A 21,141-nucleotide genomic window follows, 5' to 3' on the forward strand; every position below is an offset into this window, starting at 1 on the left:
AAATAGTTATTCGATGAAAATAACAGGTATTACTTAAAGCAATCCTAAATCGAATCTTTTAGGTGTAGGGTTTTTATTATCCAACATTACTCTTGATGGTCATCAAATTCTTGTTTTGAAAAATTCCATTGATTCCTAATTACTTTTACTGTTTTTGAACTTAAAGTTGGCTTTGTTTTTAACTCTTTTTCAAACCCTGGCAAAGTAGTTTTTATCAAACGAGACTTTTTTAGACTTTCAAATCCTTCAATAATTTCATTACACAAGTTGCGTTTAGTCATCTGCACGATCCGATTCCTTTTTTAGTAATTTTGTCATGAACTCCAAACAAACATTATTAAGATAATTAATGATTGTTTTTATTTGGAATTCCACTTGTGTAGCAGTCGCTCCTTTATCTTTTGAATTTCTCTTGGGGAGTTAGCTAAAGTTTTCGCTACCATGATAGCTATCTTATTCTGACGTTGAATTGGCCAATATTGTCTCCCATCTTTTCCCATATCCCAAGTATTACTGACTTGATTTTCAGGAATTGTCAGGTAACTATCTAGATCAGAAAATGGCGTTTGACTGATAGCAGTCCGCTCGTGACAACGCCAACGAGTTTGTGATTCCAAAGATGGGGGTTTTTCTTAGACTTCTACTCATATTTTTCCTTACAAATTTAAATATTACATAATTTAAATAGGCAGGTTATCGACATGGTTATTTATCCCAAATTAGACTTTGTATCGAGAATTAATTTCCGTTAGTTTTTGAACAACTCTTATTTCTCCTTAATCCAATAAATTTTATTCTTCATTTAACCTTATGTTTTATATCAAAAAAATTATACTAATATTGTCCGATATTTGTATATAATTTAAAGACTATGAATACATTAGTTAATCATAAAACAACTATTAATAAGCTGATTACTCGGCGGATTAACCGTAGCCAAGCCGATAAGGTTTGGACAGCGAGAGATTTTCTCGATTTAGGCAGTCGTAGTGCAGTAGATAAAACCTTACAGCGTCTAACTAATAAGGGTGACTTGCGTCGTATCGATCACGGCTTATATGATCGTCCGCGTGTTAATCCTTTAACTGGAAAAATCGTTCAGCCCAACTATCAAAATGTAATCTGGGCCATTTCTAGGCGTGATAGTGCGCGTATGCTAATTGATGGAATGACAGCGGCCAATGATCTAGGTCTAACCAATGCTATTCCTGGTAAGGTTATTGTGCACACCGATACCCGTATAAAGCCTATTCAAATTGGAAATCTCACAATTCAGTTCAAACTGACATCACCTAGCAGGCTTATTTGGGCGGATCGACCTGCAATGCGGTTAGTTCAGGCCCTTCACTGGCTCAAGGATAGTATTAAAGAAAAAAATTCCACTACTCAGGCTGAGATTAAAGCAAGCATATTCAAGATTCTTAATGACCCTAAAGCTGGTGCAAGCATTCAGCGGGATCTAAAAAAGAATCTGTCAAACTTACCAACTTGGATGCATCCTTTTCTTAAGGATCTTTCTAAAGATCTATCCCAAATACCTAACGCTCAACAAACCGATGAAAGATGAGTAGCAATTTACTTAAAATTCTTGAGGCTCTTACTCTTGTGCTTTGATATTAAGTAATTTCAATCTCTCGGCATATCTAGTTTGCTCAGATTCTACAAAGGCTTTGAAATGATCTGGACTATCAATCACTGGGTCTAAACCAATTTGAACAATACTATCTTTTACTGATTTATTTTCAAGAGCCTGTTGAATCAGTTGTTGAATTTTATTGACCGTATCGGGTGGTGTTCCAGCGGTTGTAAATAAACCAAACCAGCCACCATCAATTTCAAAGTTAGGAAACCCTTGTTCTGCAATGGTGGGAACATCTGGTAGAAAAGATGCCCGTTTTAGACCAGTGTAAGCAATCGCCTTAAATCTTCCATCCTTAATGTAGGGAAGCACGGATGGTGGCGTCGTAATTAATACTTGAATTTGTTCGCCCAAAAGAGCAGTCGTCGCAGGACCAGCCCCCTTATAAGGAATATGGGTCATATCTAAACCCATTTTCTGATTAAAGTATTCACTCGAAATATGTAAATGATTACCATTGCCTGGACTTCCGTAAGAGACTTTATTTTTGGGATCCTTGGCAAATTTCAAGAAATCATTCAGATTTTTATAGGATGATTTTGCATTGACCACTACCAGCAGTGCTTCGACATTCCCAAGATTAGTCACTGGGATTAAGTCCTTTTTTAAATCAAAAGGTAGTTTCTTATAGTAACTAGGATTCACCACAATTGATGATGAAGTAACTAAGAGCGTATATCCATCCGGTTTAGATTTGACGACTAAATCAGTACCAATAATACCGTTTGCACCGGGGTGGTTTTCAGTATAAAAAGATTGATTATTTTTTAAGGTTAATTCTTTTGCCAAAATCCGAGCTAATGAATCGGGTGTACCAGTTTCAAAGGGAACAACCATTTTTATAGTTTTAGCTGGGTAGTTTTGTGCCCAAGCAAATGGGACGATCAAACAAAGTAGCAAGCTAGTTATAAGCGTTTTCATGGTAATCACTTCGTTGAATTTTCTATTGGCGTTGGGATGACATCTTTGGTAGCGCCCTTCCAACCATGTTCGCTAATATCTACGACAACTCCATTGGGATCAAAGTATTTGACTTCATAAAATCCGCCGTCATGTCTGACATCCCCCATCCAATAGGTAGCACCATTTTTTTCTAGCGATTTTCTGGTTTGACTGACATCATCTACCCAAAATCCTAAATGATGAATCCCCACAAAGTTAGCGCCCCGCTCACCTGCAGAAGTATCATTTTTATACTTCAGTAAGGCCAAATTTACCGTGCCATCACTCAAGTAAACTCCTTTCGCATTTTCCCAATCAGTGCCACCCACTCTTTTCATATCAAAAGTGTCTATATAAAATTGAGCGGCGGATTCAGGGTCCTCAACTGTCAGAGTAATGTGTCGAAGTTTAGCCATTTTTGTCTCCATATTTTTAAGAATTCAATTATTCTTTAAAAACATCTTACAACATACCTTCAACGGTGTCTTATACAGCCGTTCAATCTACTTGTACATTTTCGTCCTTGTTAACTTTTGCATAGGATGGAATCGCATCTATCTATTGAGGAGATAGGTTGGGAAATATTTCATATGATGTTGGAAGTGGCTAGCGGTCACAAGAAAAAATTTGCAGAGCAATGGAATGTGCATAATGCAATTTCTTTATTCAAGTCTGCTCCGGCAACCTAAATTAAGCGCCTACAAACTTGGTATCATCTTTAAGGTTTGTAATTAAATTTTTGAAGCTAAATAAGATGCCCGATATGATCTTATTTAGCTCTTGCCACTAAACGCAGTTGATACCCTTCAAAATCACCTTAGGCTATTTAAGTTGATCTGCTACTTTATCTAAAGCAGCTTTTGCACAAGCTTCATCTTTATCACCGCCAGGTGCGCCAGAGATCCCTATACCGCCAATTGTTTCATCACCAAACTTAATAGGTAATCCTCCTTGATTAGCGATAATATTACTTAGATGGATTAAGGCAAAGCTTGGGTCATTTTTTAAGCGAGTCACAATCTCACCGGATGGCACACGAAAGGTTCGCGCTGTATAAGCTTTTCTGAAACTATTTTCAACTGTATGCATTCCAGTATCATCACCACGCACTTGAACAATGATTTCTCCACTCCTGCCAACTACACTGACTGATATTCCATAACCATTACTTTTACAAGTAGCAATTGCCGTCTGAGCCATCGTCATGGCAATTGAAGCGGGATATCTTTATGGTTCAGAAGCTGAGCCTGCGAACTGGCAACAAGCATGAATCCTACACATGACACAACTGATTGAGTTAGTAATTTTGAAAACTTTTTCATCTTTATCTCCATTATGTTAATTTATCCCATCCTAAGCTCCTCTTCCTATTTTCGTAAGAGGAGTAAACCCTGAGACGATTGTTTCAAGGTAATTTAGTAGGACTTAAACAACTAAGTCCTATTAAATGAATTACTCATAACACTTAATTTATTCGATGAAGTGTTATGAATCAACAGCCTTACTACTTGCTTCAAATGCTGCCACCGTGTTTAAAATCTCGGCAGGAGAAATCAGGTAATCCGTTTTATTTTCGATTGCTCGTGCAAAGGCCTCAAGTTGAAACTGTAAGGCATTAATCGGGGCAAATTCTTTGACGACCGCCTCTTTACCTGACATGCTCTGAATACTTTGCAATGGTCCCCGAGCTTCGATGTTGCCCTGTTGGCCAAACACATGCACACGCCAAAATACTGGTGACGGCCTTGGCGAAGATAGAAGTCCTGTTGCACCCGATTCAAAATCGACTAGTAAGGCCAGAGTATCCATCGTGCCGCCATCCATTTGACGATAAATACCTTCGACGGATTTGATAGGGCCCATTAAGTTCGTAAAAGCGTCCACGATATGAATGCCGGTTGCTGTTAAATTTCCACCAGGTACATTTTCTGGTAGATCACGCCAAGAGGTTTGGAAGTTTTTTAAATTCTCATTGGTAAAGATCCCCTCAATATGGCTCAATTTACCAAGCTCCCCCGACCTAACAACCTGTTGCACATGTTGCATCGATGGCCAAAAGCGCTTATCGTGACCAACTCCCAACAAGACCTGATGCTCTTGGCAAACTGCTACTGCCCGCTGGGCTTCCTCTAAATTCAATGCCAGTGGCTTTTCACAAAAAACTGCTTTCCCCGCTTTTGCGGCGGCAGTTATTTGAGGTAGGTGTAAAAGATGAGGAGTTGCCAAGACAATCATCTCAATTGAGGGATCAAGTAAGACTTCATTTGGATCAGCGGTGACCTCTAAATGCTTTTCCTTTGCAAAATCTAAATGCTTGGAGGGGTTCGTAACGACTGCTTTTTTAAAGCGAACGACTTCACTGTGCTCAACGGCATTAACAAGATTTCGACCCCATCGACCTAAACCAAAAATAGCTGCATTGATCATTACGGTTTTCCTACAAAGCCAGTAATAGCCTCGATATTTTTAATTGCCGCCACATGATCCAATAAACGTTGTGCCGTTTTGGACATCGCCAAATCGACTAACTTACCGTCGACCGTTGTACTTGCAACACCACGAGTGAGAGCTTCTTCATACGCGCTCACTACCCTTGAGTAATACTCTATTTGAGCAGCAGTTGGCGTGTAGATATTATTCGCATCCTCAATTTGATTGGGGTGAATCACAGTACGACCACGATAGCCTAAACGCTTAGACAGTTGTGTATCACTTCTGAATCCCTCTGGATCTTTCACATTCGCAAACACACCGTCTAGTGGGCAATCAAAATTTGCAGCTCTGGCAGACACTAAAGAGAACTGGCGAACAAACATCATCTCAGGACCAGGACTTGTCCAAGTAGCGCCAAGTGAGACATTCATATCGCCGTCTTCACCGCCACCATAAATCATGGTCTGAATCCGCTTGCTACTCGTCATAATCGCTCTTGAGTCGAGTACACCACCGGCACTTTCCATCATGATAATAATAGCTGTTGATCCCACACTCAAACCACGCCGAATCTCATAACTTGCGATCATCTGATCGACTGTATTGATATCTGCTACCGAGTCCATCTTGGGCACAATCAAACCTGTGAGCCCAGGCGCACCAATGAGAGCGTCGATATCTTCATGAAAAAATCCAGTAGATAAGCTATTCACTCGCACCCAACTACGATCGCCTCTGACTTTCGGCATGACGTCTAAGGTCATTTGTCTAGCATTTTGTTTTTCTGGATCAGGGACCGTATCTTCTAAATCAAAAATAAAACCGTCTGCTGGCAGAGAATCTAATTTATTCAACATCCGTTCTTGATTTGCTGGAACGAAGAGGAGGCTGCGCCAAATTTTCATAAGAGAAGCTTTCTAATAAGGTGTTTTTAAAAAATTAATTGATAGGTTTGTGAAGTAACACTACGCCTTGATCCGCATAGCTCTGGATTTGTTCTGGGGTATAACCTAGTCCTTGTAATATTTGGGCAGAATGCTCACCCAAGCTTGGTGCATGTAATCTGATGGTTGGACTTCCTTCCTCGAACAATACTGGATTACGTACTGCTTTCATTTTGCCCATTACAGGATGCTCTATATCGACGGCGACCTTACGGTCGATGATATGTGGATCTTCAAAAACTTCTTTGATGTTATGCATCCGCGAACAAGGCACGCCAGCTTGCATCAATAGGGCTTCTAATTCATGTGAGGATCTTTGGGATACCGCAGGTTCCACAATAGCGAGTAAATGAGCTTCATTTTGTTTACGTAATACATAGCTAGAAAAGCGTTGATCAGTCAGATGATCACCAAGATCTAAGGCCAACATAAAACGTTTAAACAGTTCATCATTCGGTGTCCCAATTGCTAGGTACTCTTTATCAATCGTCTCAAATAATTGATAAGGCGTATTTAATCGATGTTGATTGCCTAACCTTTCTGGCACATCATTGGTGGCTAAATAATAAGCTGTTTCCCAAGCTGCAGCTGCGATCGAGGCTTCGACCAAAGAGACATCAGCCACTTTACCGCCACGACCTTTTAAAACGCTAATCAGGCCACTCAGTGCAGCGTAGGTTGCAAAGAGGGCACCAAAAATATCCGCCGTCTGAATCCCCGGTCGCATCGGCATTTCGCCTGGTGCACCTGTAACAGATAGCGTCCCAGAAAAAGCCTCCACAATAAGATTCACTCCGGCGCGTTTACGATGAGGCCCTGTTTGTCCAAAGCCAGAGGCTGATACATAGACAATATTTGGGTTAATGGCTTTTAAATCGGCCGCCCCTAAGCCTAACTTCTCTAAAACACCTGGTCGATTATTTTCTAAAAAAACATCGGATTCTTTCACTAATTTTTTTAAAATCTCAATCGCCTCAGGTTGTTTTAAATCTAAGACCAAACTTTGTTTATTGCGATTTAAGGCAGCAAAGCTCGCACTTTGACCGTTGACCATCGGTGGCATCGCCCGAGTTTGATCGCCGTTTTTGGGTCTTTCCACCTTAATTACATCAGCCCCCATATCGCCAAGTAACATGCCACAAAATGGGCCAGCAATAAAATTGCCAAGTTCGATAACTTTAATTCCTTCTAACGGTAATGACATATTTTTTCTTTATTTTTATTCAGTAAATTTAATATTTGCAGCTAAACGTTTATTGAGTTCAATTTCATTAGCAATCACTTTTGCAAACTCTTCTGGAGTAGAACCAACCACCTCAAACCCTTGGTCAAAAAATGCCTTTTTCGTTTCTGGTTGTTCTAATACTTTGGCAATATCTAAACGCATTTTGTTCACAATTTCTTTTGGCACACCTGCTGGGTACCAGTAACCATAAAACGGAATATAAGCAAAATCTTTGAGTCCTGCTTCATCTGCGGTAGGCACGTCTGGTAATTCTGACCACCTTTTCTTCGCAGTAATCGCTAAGGCTCTAATCTTGCCGGATTTAATATAAGTAGAAAGACCAGTACCTGGGCCTAAAACAAAATCAATTCGTCCCGCCATCAGTTCAGTAATCGCTTGACCAACGCCTTTAAATGGAATGTGTTGTGTTTTAATACCGGCACTCGTATTGAAATACTCTCCCGCAAATTGCATCACATTCCCAATACCACCCGAACCGAAATTATATTTATTGGGATTCGCTTTCGCATCAGCAATAAACTCCATTAGGTTCTTAGCTGGCAAATCGTTACGCACAGCGATAATAAAACCAACGCTATTTGCAATTTGGGTAATGGGTTGTAAATCTTTGATAGGATCATAGGGTAAGGATTTGCTTACAACCGGCAAACTTGCGTGACTGGATGAGGTGTTCAGAATGGTATAGCCATCTGGTGCCGCTTTGGCTACCATATCAGTGCCGATAGCACCCCCAGCACCAGGACGATTATCAATAATCATCGTTTGACCCAGTGCCGGTTGTAATTTTTGATCCAAATATCGACCGATAAAATCCATCGGCCCACCTGCTACATAGGGAACTACTACCCGAATAGTTCGATTTGGAAAATCTTTAATGGCTGCAGCATTCGGCGTTGAACTAGACTGAGCATAGGCAGTTTGGCCCACTAAGACTAGGGCTGCAATGAACAATTTGGATGCGGAAAAAGGATGAGTGGCCATGTAATTTAATGTCTCCATTTGTTATGCTTGCCATTAGATTTAGGAAACCTCATGAAAAGCAAAATTTTTAATTAATTTCTGATGAGTTTTTCTTCAAACCAATTCCACATATCTGCGACCACTAGGGTTAAATAGTCTCTTTGGCAATGTTGTGAACCGCCTTCTTCCGCTGTATACACTCTGAAAGTTTTATCTTTCGAACCACAAGCATCAAATTGTTTTTGCGCGTCAGATAAAGGTATTTGTTCATCCTCAGCACCGTGCACTAGTAAAAATGGACAGGTCATTTCTTGCATCACACCGTCTAAAGTGAATGGCTTTAGGACCTCTAATGATTGTTCTAAAGTGTCCACGCCTAAAATCCAATTAATGTGATGACCCGGTACGGATAAGGAGGTTTTAAACTGTGCTTCAATCCGCCCTTTCCAAGTTTGGTAGTAATCCCACTGTGCACCCCAAGCAATACAAGCTTTATAACGCGTATCTTTCGCAGCACACCTTGGTGCGTAATAACCACCCAGACTAATCGCCACAATCCCAATTTTGTCCGCATTGACATCTGAGCGAGTTTCTAGATAATCAATACAAGCACTACCGGCGACTTCATAGTCATAACGTAAATATTTTTGTCTAAACCGAATCGCTTCACCTGTTCCAGGGCCGTCCATAATTAATACGGAGAAGCCGCGTTTAATCAGGTCTGGAACACCGCGCATAAACTGAATTTCTTTAGTAACGTCAAGACCATCAAAATACACAATACAAGGATTTTTTTCAGTTGTGCTGTGTTCTGCATGCACGAAATAGCCTGGCAAACTGCCGTCTTCGTAAGGCACTTCCACAATTTCGATACGGTAGTCGGTATGTTTAATAAACTCTCTAAAACAATCAATCCCACGCTGAAAAATATCTAAAGCGCGCTCATCTTTCGGCGTTCTAAAGCGTTCAGCCATATGATAATAATTAGCAGCACGCTGATAAGCATGGGCAGCTGAATAGTGATAATTCTTGCTAGCGAATTGCTCTGCATAAGCTCTCACACCATCAGCCACTTCAGTCACAGCTGTAAACCATGCCTCATCATCGTCAGCAGATTTGCCTTTTAATTTGGTACCAATTTTGTGTAACTCCCCAATTTCAGAGCCGCCGTAAGGAGCCGCGCTGAGCATATTGATAAAGGCAGCTGACCAGCGATAGTTGCCAGGAAAATACATAAAATAAGGAGGATCTTTTTTTTCTGACATGTTCAATTCCTTTTAAATTAAAGAGTTCATTCGTGAATATTGGCAACTTTTGCAAGTTCAGTATTTCTGTTTAAATCTTGTTGTAAGAAGTTTCTAAAACCTTCCGGAGTGATATTTCCTGGCTCATGTCCCTGACCAGTAAATAACTCTTGGTTTTCTTTTAATGCCATCTTTTGTGACAAAACTTCATAAATTTTTTGGGTAATTGCGCTCGGTGTTCCCTTAGGAGCAAGAATGCCGTTCCAGTTATAGCTTGAATAATTAGGCAGACCTTGCTCTGCCACTAAGGGCAAATCAGGCATTACAGTAGACCGTTTATCAGCAGTAGCGCCAATGGCAACTAACTTGCCTTGCTTTACATAGGTAGTGCAACCTGCTAATTGTGTAATTGCAATTTGGATATGACCAGCAATTAAATCATTGAGATACTGTGAAGTTCCCTTATAAGGAATATGATTCATGCTAATACCAGCTTGATAATTAAAGCGCTCCATCCCCAAATGACCAACCGTCCCAACACCTGGTGAGCCATAATTGACCTTACCTGGATTCGCTTTTACATAGGCAATAAATTCTTTGACATTTTTTGCTGGCACAGAAGGATGAACGGTAAGACAACTAGCAGTTCTGGCAATCAGCATAATCGGCACAAAGTCTGTCATGGTCTGATAAGGCATTTGCGATTTAATGCCTGGAGCCACAGTCAATGGTCCGGGATTGCCGGCCAGTAAGGTATAGCCATCTGCTGGGCTCTTCGCGACCTTATCCGTTCCCGTCACACCTCCTGCCCCAGCTATATTTTCAACAATAAAGGCTTGTCCTAAAGCATTACTTAATTGCTCTGCCGCCCACCTGGCTTGTACATCGGTAGGCCCACCTGCTGTAAAAGGCACGATAATTTTCACTGGCCGATTCGGGTAGTTCAAAGACGAATTGGATTGTGCAAGAGCAGTTTGCCAAAGACCCATGACACCTAAGGCCATCAATAAGCCCAGATAATTACTCAACCGGGTGTTGTGATGCTTTATTACCAACCATTTTGGTAGGACTTTAATTTGGAATAGAGATGGTAATTTCATGAGGATGATTTTTACTCGCTACCTAATCTAATTTGATATTCGCTTGCTTGACTACTTTGACATAGGTATCGACTTCGCTTTTCATAAACTTACCGAAATCCTCAGAACTATTGCCAATAGGGGTGGCTAATGCCTGCGCAAATCGGTCCTTTACCTCTTGTGATTGCAATGCTTTCGCAGCAGCTTGTTGTAACTTTGCTACGATTGGTTTTGGTGTAGCGGCTGGCGCTAACAAGCTCCACCAGGCAACCGGTTTAAAGTCTGGATAACCCGCCTCAGCAAAGGTCGGAATATCCGCGAGAACACCATCACCTCTTTTTTCTAAACCAATAGCAATCGCCTTTACTTGTTTTGATTTAATAAAAGGCATTGAAGAGGGCAAAGTATCAATGAAACAGTCGACCTGACCACCAATTAAATCAGTCATCGCAGGCGCACTGCCTTTGTAAGGTACATGAATCATTTTAATATTCGCAATGGTACTAAACCATTCTGTTACGAGCTGAGCAAAACTACCAACGCCATAACTAGCAAAGGTTAAAGGTTTTGTTTTTTCTCTACTTTTAGCAAGAGCTACAAACTCTTCCAGCGTATTGACGCCTAATTTGGGATTGATTAAAAAGGCCAAATAGGTATCTGCTACTCGCGTAATAGGAGCAAAATCTTTTAAAGGGTCATATGGAATTTTAGGATTCAAGGCATAGTTTGTTGCAATGGTGCCAGTCGTGGCAAACACAATCGTATACCCATCAGGTGCGGATCTTGCCACGTAATCCATCGCAATCATGCCAGAGGCGCCTGGTTTGTTATCGATGATTACGGGTTGACCTAAGAATTCAGAAAACTTTTGCTCAAGTGGTCTAGCAATAGCGTCCGATCCGCCGCCTGCCGCTGTTGTCACAACCAGTCGGACAGGCTTATTCGGGAAGTTCGTAATAGCATCTTGCGCAAATGACAAATGAACGAAAAGACCCAGTACTAACATCAATATACGCTGCATGCTTTACTCACTTTCTTAAAAAATGAACAACCTCATCATTAAACTTTTGGAATAATTGGTAAGTACAAGAATGACTCATATTTACCCCCTGTGTAAATCGTATTAGTACCCGTGTTGTAATCCGCGTGGTAGTGTAAATAGCCACTACTACCTATTCCGTCTCTAGGCTGAACATCAAGGCGTAATTGATGACCTTTGGCGAAGACCATTGAGGTTGGCCAAATTTCAACTTGGACTTGGACGATTTCACCTGGCGTTAAACGCAGGCGTCTTTGATGACGGTGGTAAGGACGATAAGGTAATGATTTTTCAACATCAAGTTCCCGATGGGAAACACGTAGCCAGCCTTTTGCAACCGGTACAGGAGTTCCTTGTTGGCCAGTTTCTAATAGTTCTTTACCATTTTCATCAAAGTGACGAATCGTCAAGAAGAGATCCATATCTTCAGAAGAACTCGATACCCACAAGGTAGCACTTAAAGGGCCAGTGATTTCTACATCTTCAGTCATTGGGGGCGTAAAAAATGAAACGCCCATATCAGGCTTAATTCCACCCCCCATCACTTGCGATGAAGCGGCAGAAGTAGAACCCATTGATCCCATACCAGTTGCAGCGTAAGAACATTGTGCTTCTACGCTTGGATTAGTTTGGGTCAAGTCACCTTTGAGAGGGACAGCTGCAGGGTTCACACCTTGCAAATCTAAATACCATTTAGTCCACTGCGTTCTAGCAATTGGCCATTCATTTTCATTACGCCATACAACTTTATCGCCACCATGACGAATCGCTAATTTCACCGGCGGCTCTTGCATCACACCATTATCGATTCCTTTTAACCAATAATCTAAAAAGCGCATTTGATCAGCGCGGCCATCTGCGGTATAAAACGGATGGACATGCGAGCCACTTTGCATTCTTAGCTTTTTGTTTGGATTGGAGCTCATCATATAGGCTTCGGTATTGCCTCGTAAGTGCAGACCCATACCTGTCCAGTTACCAACTGAATAAAAAGGAACCTTAATCTTTTCCCAGTCTGCTTGAGCCCCACTGAGCGCACCGCTATCTAAGTTGTTACCTAACCAAGTCGCTAAAACATTACGCTCCCATGGATTAGTAACCGTTTCTGATGCACGGCCGAGATGATGGTGTAATAAATGTGCAGTAAACCAATTCGTCATGAAGACATTTAAGATACCGCCATGATACAAAGCATCACGATAAATATCAGCAAAGCCTTCCCACGGAATAATTGCTTTAAGAGAAGGTGGTTGGTGGTTGGCGACAAACCACTGATTAATCGCGTAATAAGAAATGCCTAACAAACCAACATTGCCATTACACCAAGGCTGCTTCGCTGCCCATTCAATCGCGTCATAGTAATCGATCGACTCTGCCATTGACCAAGGATCACATTGTCCTTGTGATTTACCAGATCCTCTACCGTCTACTCTTACACTAACATATCCCTCTGGTATCCAAATTTCTGGGTTGACTGTTTCCCAGTTCATAAACTCATTGCCAGTCTCTTCAAGGCTGGGTGGCGTCACCCACAATTTATCTTTTTGATACGGGCCTAAATTAAGAATCGCAGGATATTTACCTTCCCCTTTAGGGCGAAAAACATCCGCTTTTAATAAAGCGCCGTCGCGCATGGCGACGTCTACATTTTTTTCTAATAAAAAATGGGGGTGTTCTTGTAATTCGTATTGAGTAGTTGTCATATTCTTGATCTTATTTTTTAGGGATAACAGGTAATAGTAGGTAAGGTTTCATTTCATTTGAAAAATGAAGGGTATTTACGCCACCAAAAATGTCCGCTGGACGATCCTTAGGGTTGCGATGTAAGAAAGGACCTACACCTTTCATCGGATAGGGAGCGTGAGCAACACCTGCATCAGTGCCGTCATATTCGTAATCTTTACCACGCACGTTTAAACCCAGTTGATAGCCTGCTGGAATCACAATACTTGTTGGCCAAATTTCTACATCTAACTCGACGGGTTGATTTGGTGTTAGTGGCCAGTCTTCGTCATGGGTATGCCATGGACGATAGGGTTTTGATTTGTTGGGGTCTGTTTTACGATGCGAAGCTCTTAACCAGCCTAAACCGATTGGTGTGCGTGGATCATTAGAGCCAATAAATGCTACTTCTTTACCAGTCGGATCATAAAGTCTTAATGCTAAGAAAATATCCGCATCATTCGTCTCTGAGGACAACCAAATTTTAGCGGCAACTGGTCCAGTAATTTCGACGTCCTGAGTCTGAACTGGTGTCAAAAAGGTAATACCGTCACCTTGTGTGTCGAAAGACATTTGTGCAGTAGCTGCTTGCACCACTGGATTGATTTGCATCGCAGCTGGGTCTAAATAATAAGGGGTCCACTGAGTGCGAGCAAGTGGCCATTCATTTTCGGCACGTAATTCAAACTTTTCACCCGGTGAACGAATGTTGAGAGAAACCTTAGGTTGCTTATCCCAACCAGAATTTTCACCTTTGAGGAAATGTGCAAAAAACTGTCTTTGTAAACCAGCACCGTAACGACTATAGAAGTGGGTGAAATGCGTATCACCGTGAACTTCTAACCATTTTTGGGAACTTCCTGCAGCGAGGTAGCCTTCAAAGTTTCCGCGCGTATGTAATCCTTGTCCACCCCAATTGGCAGCTGATAATAAGGGGACATCAATTTTTGAAAAATCAGGTGAGCGTGATACATAAAATTCGTCCATCCACTCATGATTTAAAGCTTGCATATCTGGGTCAGCACGATTTGCAGTCAGTTCTTCAGCGCTTAAAGTTTCTGGCCCACAAACTGTATCCCCGGTCACAAAACTTCTAGCTCCACGGTCACCTACTCCGTGTTGCACACTGACAACTTGCCTAGGAAACCAATCTCCCAAGAAGTCACTTAAGATACCACCGTGACGACATAGTTCACGATAAAAATCAGAAGAACCTTCCCAAATACATAAGGCAGCTAAATGTTTTGGCTTGGTAGCTGCAACGGTCCATTGATTCATCGCGTAATAAGAAATACCGTTCACGCCAACCTTACCATTTGACCAATTTTGTGTACCAGCCCATTCAATACACTCATGAAAATCTTCGGTCTCTAGAGGAGACCAACAATCAATTACACCCGGTGATCTACCAGCGCCTCTAGAGTCAACGCGCACACAAGCGTATCCATCCGGTACCCAAACTTCAGGATCAACGAGTTCCCAATTTTGATATTTATTTGAGGTATCTGTCAAAATTTCCGGTACTGCTTCTTCTAATCTAGTCCACTGACTTTTATAGCCCGTTCTAAAATCAAGTCCTTTTGCATAAGGTCCGTAAGTAATAATGACGGGATGCTTACCCTCGCCAATCGGTCTAAAGACATCAGCTCTCAAAACTGTTCCGTCTTTCATCAAAATAGGCGCATCCCAATCAATTTGCATGCCGTCACGAATTTCGCTTTTCATCAAGTCCATAAGTTATCTTTCTAAGAGGTAATAGTAATTTTTATCGAATCATTTAATTGTTAATAGCATCGCCCATTTGCGCGACTAAGCCTTTCCACTTCACACGATCTTTGACTAAAAAAGCGGTGAATTCATTCGGTGGAATTTTTGCAACTTCAAAACCATTGAAGTCAATGACTTTAGAAATGTATTCATCAGAATGAACAATTTCCCAAATATTTTTGGCCAAGAGATTGGTCACTTCCACGGGTGTTTTTGCTGGCGCCACAATCCCAAACCAACCACGTGATTCGTAGTTCGGAAAACCAATCTCAGCAAAGGTTGGCACATCTGGTAATGATTTATTTCGCTCAGGGCCAGCAACGGCGAGCGGCCGAATCTTGCCCGCTTTAATAAAAGATAAAGGGCCAGCAACCGTTGACATCATGACTTGTACATTACCAGCTACTAAATCCGTAATCGCAGGCGGGGCACCTGTATAAGGGACATGGGTCATTTTAATATTGAGTACACGACTCAATGACTCAAGAGCGACGTGGGTTTGACTTCCCATCCCAATCGAAGCATAGACTACTGAGTTAGGAGCTTTCGCTGCAATCGTTTGCAACTCTTGTACAGATTTTGCTGGGAAGCTAGTACCGACAAACAACAATTGGCTCAACTGCGCAACCATGGTCACACCAGCAAAGTCTTTGGCAGGGTCATACGGTAAACTTTTTTGCGTCGCAGGGGCGAGCGACATCCCCGCATCACTAGCAAATAATAATGTGTATCCGTCTGGATTAGACTTCGCAACAAACTGTGAAGCAATCGCGGCGTTTGCTCCTGGTTTATTTTCCACAATCACTGCTGTGCCTAATCTCTTGCTGAGAGATTCAGCTAAAGGTCTTGCTAATGCGTCAGCTGGGCCGCCTGCATTAAACGGCACAATGATTTTAATTACACGGTTTGGGAAGTTGGCTGAGCTTGCTTCACTTTGTGCTTGAGCATTGATAACAAACAACTGACTCAATGCAAGTAGCAATATTGATGGTAAATATTTTTTGGTCAAACACTTCATTATTTCGCCTCTAGTCCAATTGCTTTAACAATCGCACCATAACGTTCATAGTCTTTGCGATTGAGTTGATCAAAATATTCTGCTGATTCCGTCACACCAATCAGTCCATAACTAGGTAATTTTTCTTGAACTTCTGGTGACTTCATCGCTGCATTAATAGCTTGGTTTAAGCGATTCACGATGGCCATAGGTGTTTTGGCAGGGGCCACAAAACCAAACCAACCATTCACCACGAAGCCAGGAACAGCATCGCTCAGTAAACTCACACCAGGCCACTGCTCAACTTTAGTTGAGTTCGTAATCGCTACGATACGAATCTTTTCGCCTTTGGCAAGTCCTGCAAAACCAGAAATTCCATCAGCCCCGGCCATAATGGCACCCGAGACTAAATCACTCGCTATATTCGCAGTCCCCTTGTACGGAACGTGCGTGTATTCAAACTTGGCTTGACGCCTAAAGTCTTCAAACCAAAGGTGCGCAAAGCCACCTTCACCTGTGGTTCCTACCGTTAATCGTCCCGGATTAGCACGCGCCCAAGTTACCATCTCAGATAGTGTCTTAAACGGGGCCGTTAAAGAACCCGCTAAGGCGTTATAGTTCCAAGCAGAAACTGCCACCGGAATAAAATCACGCAAGACATCGTATGGTAAATTTTTAATAGTATGCGGTTGGACCACCATCGGGCCGCCTTGTGAGGCACCAAAGGTATACCCGTCCGGATTGGCTCTCGCGATAGCGGCCATCCCAATTTGAGCGTAAGCCCCACCGATATTTTCAATATAAACGCTTTGCCCTAAGTCTTGTGACATCTTGGTTTGGACAAATCTGGCCACAATATCAAGAGTATTTCCAGGAGGAAATGGCACAATCAATTTAATTGGTTTATTCGGCCAATTGGGCGGTAAGGGTGCAAGGTTTTGGCTTGGAGTCTGACCAAAAGATTCTGGGACTCCATAGCTTGCAGCAAGCGTTGCCACACCCAATTTCATACCGAAATGGAGTGCGGAACGACGTTCTTGATCAATGTTGATCAATTCTTCAATTGTCTTGCTTATCACACATGCCTCTCTATTTTTTGGTCTGTACTACTTTGTGTGTTTACTACTATTGTCGATTTTCTTTACATCAATTTACAGCTTAAAAATAGGCCTGCCCCCTACCAACTGTTGGCTCCCATTCGTTATCGCACCAAGGACCGTCACCCTGTTCTTTGATATAAGCAATTTTCCCTTCCTCAGTTGGCTTATTGGTGCCATTGAAGAAACCTTGTAACCAATCAAAGACGTAGTCATGACAATCCATACCGCCTAGGTTTGAAATACTCCATAGCGGGTGATATTGGTTTTCAAAAACCCACATTTCTTTTGGCACTTTTAAATCTTCAAAGGCTTCAACCGCTTCTTCTAATGGGCATAATGGATCAAACTCACCAGTGACTAACAAGGTTGGGCACTTAATTTTGTCCAAATGGCCGCGTACGGTCATGTTCTTTGCGACTTCTTCATCAAAGCGCTCTTCATCGTCATAGCCGGCCATATACATAAACATTTGTTTAAAGCGCGGTGAGGAGACGGTGAAAATGGTATTGTTCGGATTAAAACAGGCTACAGAAGAAACTACTACTGCAGCGCGGTGGTCATAGCTCGACAAGCGAAGTGACCAGTAACTTCCCATACTGATACCGTAAATCGCAATCTTATCGCCATCAATTTCAGGGCGCGTTTTGAGGTAAGAAATAACAGCAGCACCAGCGCGTTCGTAGTTATCACCCACCGCACGGATTTTTTGAATATTGGAATTACCTTGACCAGGGCCGTCCATCGCTAGGACATGAAAGCCTCTTTCAATGCCGATGTTATGGTAAGCCTTTGGAAATACTTCTTTAGTTTGATCCATCCCAGGTACATAAATAACCACTGGCGCTTTACGGCGATCGGGTAACAAATGTAACAAGCAGGAAATCGTTTTACCATCGTCAAACTCTACTTCGACGCGTTCAATCGGGTAAGGCGCTGACTTGGTCCGCAAATCAACCATTTCAGATAACTTGCCATACAAATATTGCTTAACAGGATGGTCATCAAAATAGATGGGGTGCTGCGCCATACGATACGCTTCAATCGCATGATCAAAGTGATAAGTCGCTGAAGAATGTGCACCACGTTCTTGAGCGAGTTTGGCGAGGCGCTCATGACGCTCACCTGCTTCACGCCAAATTTTTGGGTACATCCGGTAGTTACGAGCGCGCTTACCCGTTGGTACTTCAGCATCATCTCTTTCGAAATTTTGTACGCGACCACGCATATTGAGGGCGAGATCCAGCATCCATTGCTGATTATCTCGCTCGGTTCTGAGCTTTTTAATCATTTTGTCCCCACAGTTTTAATAAAATCTTTTATAGTTTGTACTACATTTTGAAATATTTATAAAAGACTTGTCAAGGTCTAATTTGGAGACTCCCGTTATGAAACGCATTAAAACAGTATGTTTATCAAGCTTTTTTCTACATAAATTTTTATTATTAAGCACTGTAATCTTGAGTGTTTTCGGTGGCTTAAGCGTCAATAGCTGGGCACAAGAATTTCCGAATCGTCCGATTAAATTTATTGTTCCTTTAGCACCGGGCGGAGCAACCGATACCGTTACCCGAATTGTGGCTAAACAAGTTTCACAAATTTTAAATAATCCGGTGATTGTTGAAAATCGGATTGGTGCGGGTGGGCTAATTGCAATGGAGTCTATGACGAAAGTTCCAGCAGATGGATATACCTTATTTGTCGGAAATTTATCAACTAATGCGCTCAATCAAACAGTGTTTGAGAAGAAAATGAAGTTCAAGCCTGAAGATGAGTTAACTGGTGTCTCGATTCTGGCAACTATTCCGCATATTTTAGTGAGTTCAGCTAAATTCGAACCCAAAACTTTTGCTGAGGCGATTACTTTTATTAAAAATCATCCACAAAAAGTCAACCACGCGTCACCTGGAGTTGGTTCTTACTCGATGATTGATATGGTCACCCTCGAAAAAGCGGCAGGCTTAAATATGACGCATGTACCTTATAACGGCGGAGTTGGACAATTTTTAATTCCGATGATTAGTAATGATGTACAAATCGCATTTATTAACGCCTCATCCGTCATCGAAATGATTCGGGCTGGCAACTTACGTGCTCTCGCTGTCACGACTGACAAGCGCTTGGCCGAGTTACCTAATACCCCAACTATGAGCGAAGTCGGTTACCCAGGTATCGGCACGAATGCGTGGCAAGGTTTGTTTGCCCCGAAAAAAACGCCACCAGCGGTAGTTGCTAAAATACACGCAGCCGTTGTAGAAGCTTTAAAATCAGAGGAAGTAAAAGATGCCTTTAAGAAGCAGTTAATAATTCCGGTAAGTAGCAATTCTCCGGAAGACTTTAATCTCTTTTTAAAGTCTGAAGTAACACGCTGGGCAAATATCGTCAAATCCATTCAATTACAAGTAGACTAGGGAATTTCATGAGTACAAGTAACAACGCTGCAAACGATTTAGAGCAATTATTAGATAAATTACGTATCCGCGAAGTAATCGAAAACTGGGTCGTATTTCGTGACTCCGGTAAATGGGAAGAGTTTAAGTCCGTTTGGCATAGCGATGGTGTGATGATGGCTACCTGGTTTCAAGGTCCGTTTGAAGAATTTATTAAAGTATCAATTGAGGGTTGGAATAAAGGCGTTAGCATTTTGCATTTCTTGGGTGGTAATTCTGTAGAATTATCTGCATCAGGAACGCGCGCTATTTCACAAACCAAAATGACAATTACTCAACGTGGTTTAGTTGATGGTTTTGAGTGTGACGTGGTTTGTACGGGAAGATTTTATGACTTCATGGAAAAACGTGAAGGCCGTTGGGGCGTGGTACTACGTCAACCAATTTATGAAAAAGATCGTATTAATCCACTAGATCCAAGTGCTAACTTTAAACTCGACCAAACATTACTGCAAAGCTTTCCTGAAGGCTATCGTCACTTGGCTTATATCCAAACGAAGCTTGGCTTTAAAGTAAAAGAAGATATGCCCCAATTAAAGGGTGCTGCGGTTGAAGCTCTTTATCAGCGCGGGCGTGATTGGTTAAATCATGCTTAAGGCCAAAGTGAATCTTGTCATCACTGCGTTGTTGACCACTTTGGGGCTTTTAATCGCTCCAATGAGCTCAGCGCAAAACGTTTCTGACAAACCACTGCGTATCATCGTACCTCAACCACCTGGTGGTGGTTTTGATTTTGTTGGTCGTGTTCTAGCCGATAAGATGGCTCCCCTAATTGGTCAATCGATTATGGTGGAAAACAAAACTGGCGCAGGAACAGTGGTTGGGACAGATTATGTGGCAAAACTTCCGGCCGATGGATCAACGGCTTTAGTAGGTTCGATTTCTAATATCGTCATGAATCCATGGCTCTATAAAAACCTTCCTTACGATCCGATTAAGGATTTTGAGCCAGTTGGATTTGCAATCAGCTATAGCTACACACTCATTGGTCGTAAGGGTTTGCCGTTTAATACCCTACAAGGCTTAATCCAATATGCCAAAGAGAATCCAGGTAAGCTCACTTATGCTTCAGGTGGTAACGGTACAGGTCAACACGTCTTGCCAGCAGCATTATGGAATAAAGCTGGTGTTGATTTAGTTCACGTTCCTTATCGGGGCGCTCAACCAGCCTATACCGACCTATTAGGTGGTCGGGTTGACTTATTTTTTGACTTAGCACCAACCGCAAGACCGCATATTGAAGCTGGTAGCGTGGTCACCCTAGCAACCTCAGGAGCGAAACGCAATCCGAACCTACCAAACGTTCCGACCATCATTGAAACGGGAGTTGCTAACGTTGAACTTGAATCTTGGTTTGGTTTATTTTTGCCCGCTAAAACACCTCCAGCAGCAATCAATGCGTGGCGTAGTGCAATGACGAAAGCCGCTAACCAAGCTGAAGTCAAAGAGCGTTTTGAAAAAGCAGGGGGGCATCCTACCTCACCTAGCGCGGAAGAAGTGAAAGCTATCATTGCCAAAGACTATGTGCGTTGGAAAAACCTGATTGCTGATGCAAATGTAAAAGCTGACTAAAGTAACTCAC

Annotated in this window: 21 protein-coding genes; 4 read left to right on the forward strand and 17 right to left on the reverse strand. The window is 42.0% G+C overall.

Annotated elements, in window-relative coordinates; all coding sequences use genetic code 11:
• Positions 1–86: 86 nt before the first annotated feature.
• Complete coding sequence (locus tag AOC35_RS10385) at positions 87–287, reverse strand: hypothetical protein (RefSeq protein ID WP_159077553.1); 201 nt, start codon at positions 285–287, stop codon at positions 87–89.
• A 72-nt stretch (positions 288–359) separates the two neighbouring features.
• The gene (locus AOC35_RS10390) at positions 360–617 is read right to left on the reverse strand and encodes a hypothetical protein (RefSeq protein WP_245898480.1); all 258 of its coding nucleotides are present in this window, start codon (positions 615–617) and stop codon (positions 360–362) included.
• Positions 618–871: 254 nt separating this feature from the next.
• Between AOC35_RS10390 and AOC35_RS10395 the strand changes: the two genes are divergently transcribed.
• A complete protein-coding gene (locus AOC35_RS10395) occupies positions 872–1,567 on the forward strand; it encodes a DUF6088 family protein (protein ID WP_108647020.1) in 696 nt (231 codons plus the stop codon).
• Between the two features lie 30 nt (positions 1,568–1,597).
• Here AOC35_RS10395 and AOC35_RS10400 read toward each other — a convergent pair whose 3' ends face one another.
• The 15 genes from AOC35_RS10400 to AOC35_RS10475 form a co-directional block, all read right to left on the reverse strand.
• The gene (locus AOC35_RS10400) at positions 1,598–2,560 is read right to left on the reverse strand and encodes a Bug family tripartite tricarboxylate transporter substrate binding protein (RefSeq protein ID WP_108647021.1); all 963 of its coding nucleotides are present in this window, start codon (positions 2,558–2,560) and stop codon (positions 1,598–1,600) included.
• Positions 2,561–2,565: 5 nt separating this feature from the next.
• The gene (locus AOC35_RS10405) at positions 2,566–2,997 is read right to left on the reverse strand and encodes a VOC family protein (protein WP_108647022.1); all 432 of its coding nucleotides are present in this window, start codon (positions 2,995–2,997) and stop codon (positions 2,566–2,568) included.
• Between the two features lie 406 nt (positions 2,998–3,403).
• On the reverse strand, positions 3,404–3,787 hold the full coding sequence (locus AOC35_RS10415; protein WP_108647024.1) for a GlcG/HbpS family heme-binding protein: 384 nt from the start codon (positions 3,785–3,787) through the stop codon (positions 3,404–3,406).
• Between the two features lie 279 nt (positions 3,788–4,066).
• Positions 4,067–5,008, reverse strand: a complete 942-nt coding sequence (locus AOC35_RS10420; RefSeq protein ID WP_108647025.1) for a Gfo/Idh/MocA family protein — start codon at positions 5,006–5,008, stop codon at positions 4,067–4,069.
• Positions 5,008–5,919, reverse strand: coding sequence for an HpcH/HpaI aldolase/citrate lyase family protein (locus AOC35_RS10425; RefSeq protein ID WP_108647026.1), 912 nt, complete (start codon positions 5,917–5,919; stop codon positions 5,008–5,010). Before AOC35_RS10425 ends, AOC35_RS10420 begins: the two co-directional genes overlap by 1 nt.
• Before the next feature lie 34 nt (positions 5,920–5,953).
• Positions 5,954–7,162 carry a CaiB/BaiF CoA transferase family protein gene (locus AOC35_RS10430; RefSeq protein WP_108647027.1) on the reverse strand — a complete coding sequence of 403 codons (1,209 nt, stop codon included), beginning with the start codon at positions 7,160–7,162 and terminating at the stop codon, positions 5,954–5,956.
• Positions 7,163–7,177: 15 nt separating this feature from the next.
• Positions 7,178–8,203 (reverse strand): Bug family tripartite tricarboxylate transporter substrate binding protein, encoded by a 1,026-nt coding sequence (locus AOC35_RS10435; RefSeq protein ID WP_108647028.1) that lies wholly within the window; start codon positions 8,201–8,203, stop codon positions 7,178–7,180.
• A gap of 53 nt (positions 8,204–8,256) precedes the next feature.
• The gene (locus AOC35_RS10440; RefSeq protein ID WP_108647029.1) at positions 8,257–9,429 is read right to left on the reverse strand and encodes an alpha/beta hydrolase family protein; all 1,173 of its coding nucleotides are present in this window, start codon (positions 9,427–9,429) and stop codon (positions 8,257–8,259) included.
• 26 nt (positions 9,430–9,455) lie between these two features.
• The gene (locus AOC35_RS10445; RefSeq protein ID WP_108647030.1) at positions 9,456–10,508 is read right to left on the reverse strand and encodes a Bug family tripartite tricarboxylate transporter substrate binding protein; all 1,053 of its coding nucleotides are present in this window, start codon (positions 10,506–10,508) and stop codon (positions 9,456–9,458) included.
• 22 nt (positions 10,509–10,530) lie between these two features.
• The gene (locus AOC35_RS10450; RefSeq protein ID WP_108647031.1) at positions 10,531–11,508 is read right to left on the reverse strand and encodes a Bug family tripartite tricarboxylate transporter substrate binding protein; all 978 of its coding nucleotides are present in this window, start codon (positions 11,506–11,508) and stop codon (positions 10,531–10,533) included.
• A 38-nt stretch (positions 11,509–11,546) separates the two neighbouring features.
• Positions 11,547–13,229, reverse strand: a complete 1,683-nt coding sequence (locus AOC35_RS10455) for a CocE/NonD family hydrolase (protein WP_108647032.1) — start codon at positions 13,227–13,229, stop codon at positions 11,547–11,549.
• A 10-nt stretch (positions 13,230–13,239) separates the two neighbouring features.
• Positions 13,240–14,982 (reverse strand): CocE/NonD family hydrolase, encoded by a 1,743-nt coding sequence (locus tag AOC35_RS10460; RefSeq protein ID WP_245898481.1) that lies wholly within the window; start codon positions 14,980–14,982, stop codon positions 13,240–13,242.
• Positions 14,983–15,025: 43 nt separating this feature from the next.
• Positions 15,026–16,033 carry a Bug family tripartite tricarboxylate transporter substrate binding protein gene (locus tag AOC35_RS10465; protein ID WP_108647033.1) on the reverse strand — a complete coding sequence of 336 codons (1,008 nt, stop codon included), beginning with the start codon at positions 16,031–16,033 and terminating at the stop codon, positions 15,026–15,028.
• On the reverse strand, positions 16,033–17,091 hold the full coding sequence (locus AOC35_RS10470; protein WP_108647034.1) for a Bug family tripartite tricarboxylate transporter substrate binding protein: 1,059 nt from the start codon (positions 17,089–17,091) through the stop codon (positions 16,033–16,035). The genes AOC35_RS10465 and AOC35_RS10470 overlap by 1 nt, the downstream gene beginning before the upstream one ends.
• Before the next feature lie 79 nt (positions 17,092–17,170).
• Entirely contained in the window at positions 17,171–18,400 is a 1,230-nt protein-coding gene (locus AOC35_RS10475) for an alpha/beta hydrolase family protein (protein ID WP_108647035.1), read from the reverse strand.
• Between the two features lie 97 nt (positions 18,401–18,497).
• On the opposite strand from AOC35_RS10475, the gene AOC35_RS10480 reads away from it, so the two are divergent.
• The 3 genes from AOC35_RS10480 to AOC35_RS10490 are packed head-to-tail and all read left to right on the forward strand — an operon-like array spanning position 18,498 to position 21,131.
• Positions 18,498–19,520, forward strand: a complete 1,023-nt coding sequence (locus tag AOC35_RS10480; protein ID WP_108647036.1) for a Bug family tripartite tricarboxylate transporter substrate binding protein — start codon at positions 18,498–18,500, stop codon at positions 19,518–19,520.
• 8 nt (positions 19,521–19,528) lie between these two features.
• On the forward strand, positions 19,529–20,155 hold the full coding sequence (locus AOC35_RS10485; protein WP_108647037.1) for a nuclear transport factor 2 family protein: 627 nt from the start codon (positions 19,529–19,531) through the stop codon (positions 20,153–20,155).
• Positions 20,148–21,131 (forward strand): Bug family tripartite tricarboxylate transporter substrate binding protein, encoded by a 984-nt coding sequence (locus tag AOC35_RS10490; RefSeq protein WP_108647038.1) that lies wholly within the window; start codon positions 20,148–20,150, stop codon positions 21,129–21,131. Before AOC35_RS10485 ends, AOC35_RS10490 begins: the two co-directional genes overlap by 8 nt.
• Positions 21,132–21,141: the final 10 nt, after the last annotated feature.

This window comes from Polynucleobacter rarus (genome assembly GCF_003072505.1).
Taxonomy (GTDB): domain Bacteria; phylum Pseudomonadota; class Gammaproteobacteria; order Burkholderiales; family Burkholderiaceae; genus Polynucleobacter; species Polynucleobacter rarus.

Bases quoted from the DNA above. Each gene is read 5' to 3' on its own strand.
- AOC35_RS10395 (WP_108647020.1), top strand. From the start codon at position 872: ATGAATACATTAGTTAATCATAAAACAACTATTAATAAGCTGATTACT.
- AOC35_RS10400 (WP_108647021.1), bottom strand. From the start codon at position 2,560: ATGAAAACGCTTATAACTAGCTTGCTACTTTGTTTGATCGTCCCATTT.
- AOC35_RS10405 (WP_108647022.1), bottom strand. From the start codon at position 2,997: ATGGCTAAACTTCGACACATTACTCTGACAGTTGAGGACCCTGAATCC.
- AOC35_RS10415 (WP_108647024.1), bottom strand. From the start codon at position 3,787: ATGACGATGGCTCAGACGGCAATTGCTACTTGTAAAAGTAATGGTTAT.
- AOC35_RS10420 (WP_108647025.1), bottom strand. From the start codon at position 5,008: ATGATCAATGCAGCTATTTTTGGTTTAGGTCGATGGGGTCGAAATCTT.
- AOC35_RS10425 (WP_108647026.1), bottom strand. From the start codon at position 5,919: ATGAAAATTTGGCGCAGCCTCCTCTTCGTTCCAGCAAATCAAGAACGG.
- AOC35_RS10430 (WP_108647027.1), bottom strand. From the start codon at position 7,162: ATGTCATTACCGTTAGAAGGAATTAAAGTTATCGAACTTGGCAATTTT.
- AOC35_RS10435 (WP_108647028.1), bottom strand. From the start codon at position 8,203: ATGGAGACATTAAATTACATGGCCACTCATCCTTTTTCCGCATCCAAA.
- AOC35_RS10440 (WP_108647029.1), bottom strand. From the start codon at position 9,429: ATGTCAGAAAAAAAAGATCCTCCTTATTTTATGTATTTTCCTGGCAAC.
- AOC35_RS10445 (WP_108647030.1), bottom strand. From the start codon at position 10,508: ATGAAATTACCATCTCTATTCCAAATTAAAGTCCTACCAAAATGGTTG.
- AOC35_RS10450 (WP_108647031.1), bottom strand. From the start codon at position 11,508: ATGCAGCGTATATTGATGTTAGTACTGGGTCTTTTCGTTCATTTGTCA.
- AOC35_RS10455 (WP_108647032.1), bottom strand. From the start codon at position 13,229: ATGACAACTACTCAATACGAATTACAAGAACACCCCCATTTTTTATTA.
- AOC35_RS10460 (WP_245898481.1), bottom strand. From the start codon at position 14,982: ATGGACTTGATGAAAAGCGAAATTCGTGACGGCATGCAAATTGATTGG.
- AOC35_RS10465 (WP_108647033.1), bottom strand. From the start codon at position 16,033: ATGAAGTGTTTGACCAAAAAATATTTACCATCAATATTGCTACTTGCA.
- AOC35_RS10475 (WP_108647035.1), bottom strand. From the start codon at position 18,400: ATGATTAAAAAGCTCAGAACCGAGCGAGATAATCAGCAATGGATGCTG.
- AOC35_RS10480 (WP_108647036.1), top strand. From the start codon at position 18,498: ATGAAACGCATTAAAACAGTATGTTTATCAAGCTTTTTTCTACATAAA.
- AOC35_RS10485 (WP_108647037.1), top strand. From the start codon at position 19,529: ATGAGTACAAGTAACAACGCTGCAAACGATTTAGAGCAATTATTAGAT.
- AOC35_RS10490 (WP_108647038.1), top strand. From the start codon at position 20,148: ATGCTTAAGGCCAAAGTGAATCTTGTCATCACTGCGTTGTTGACCACT.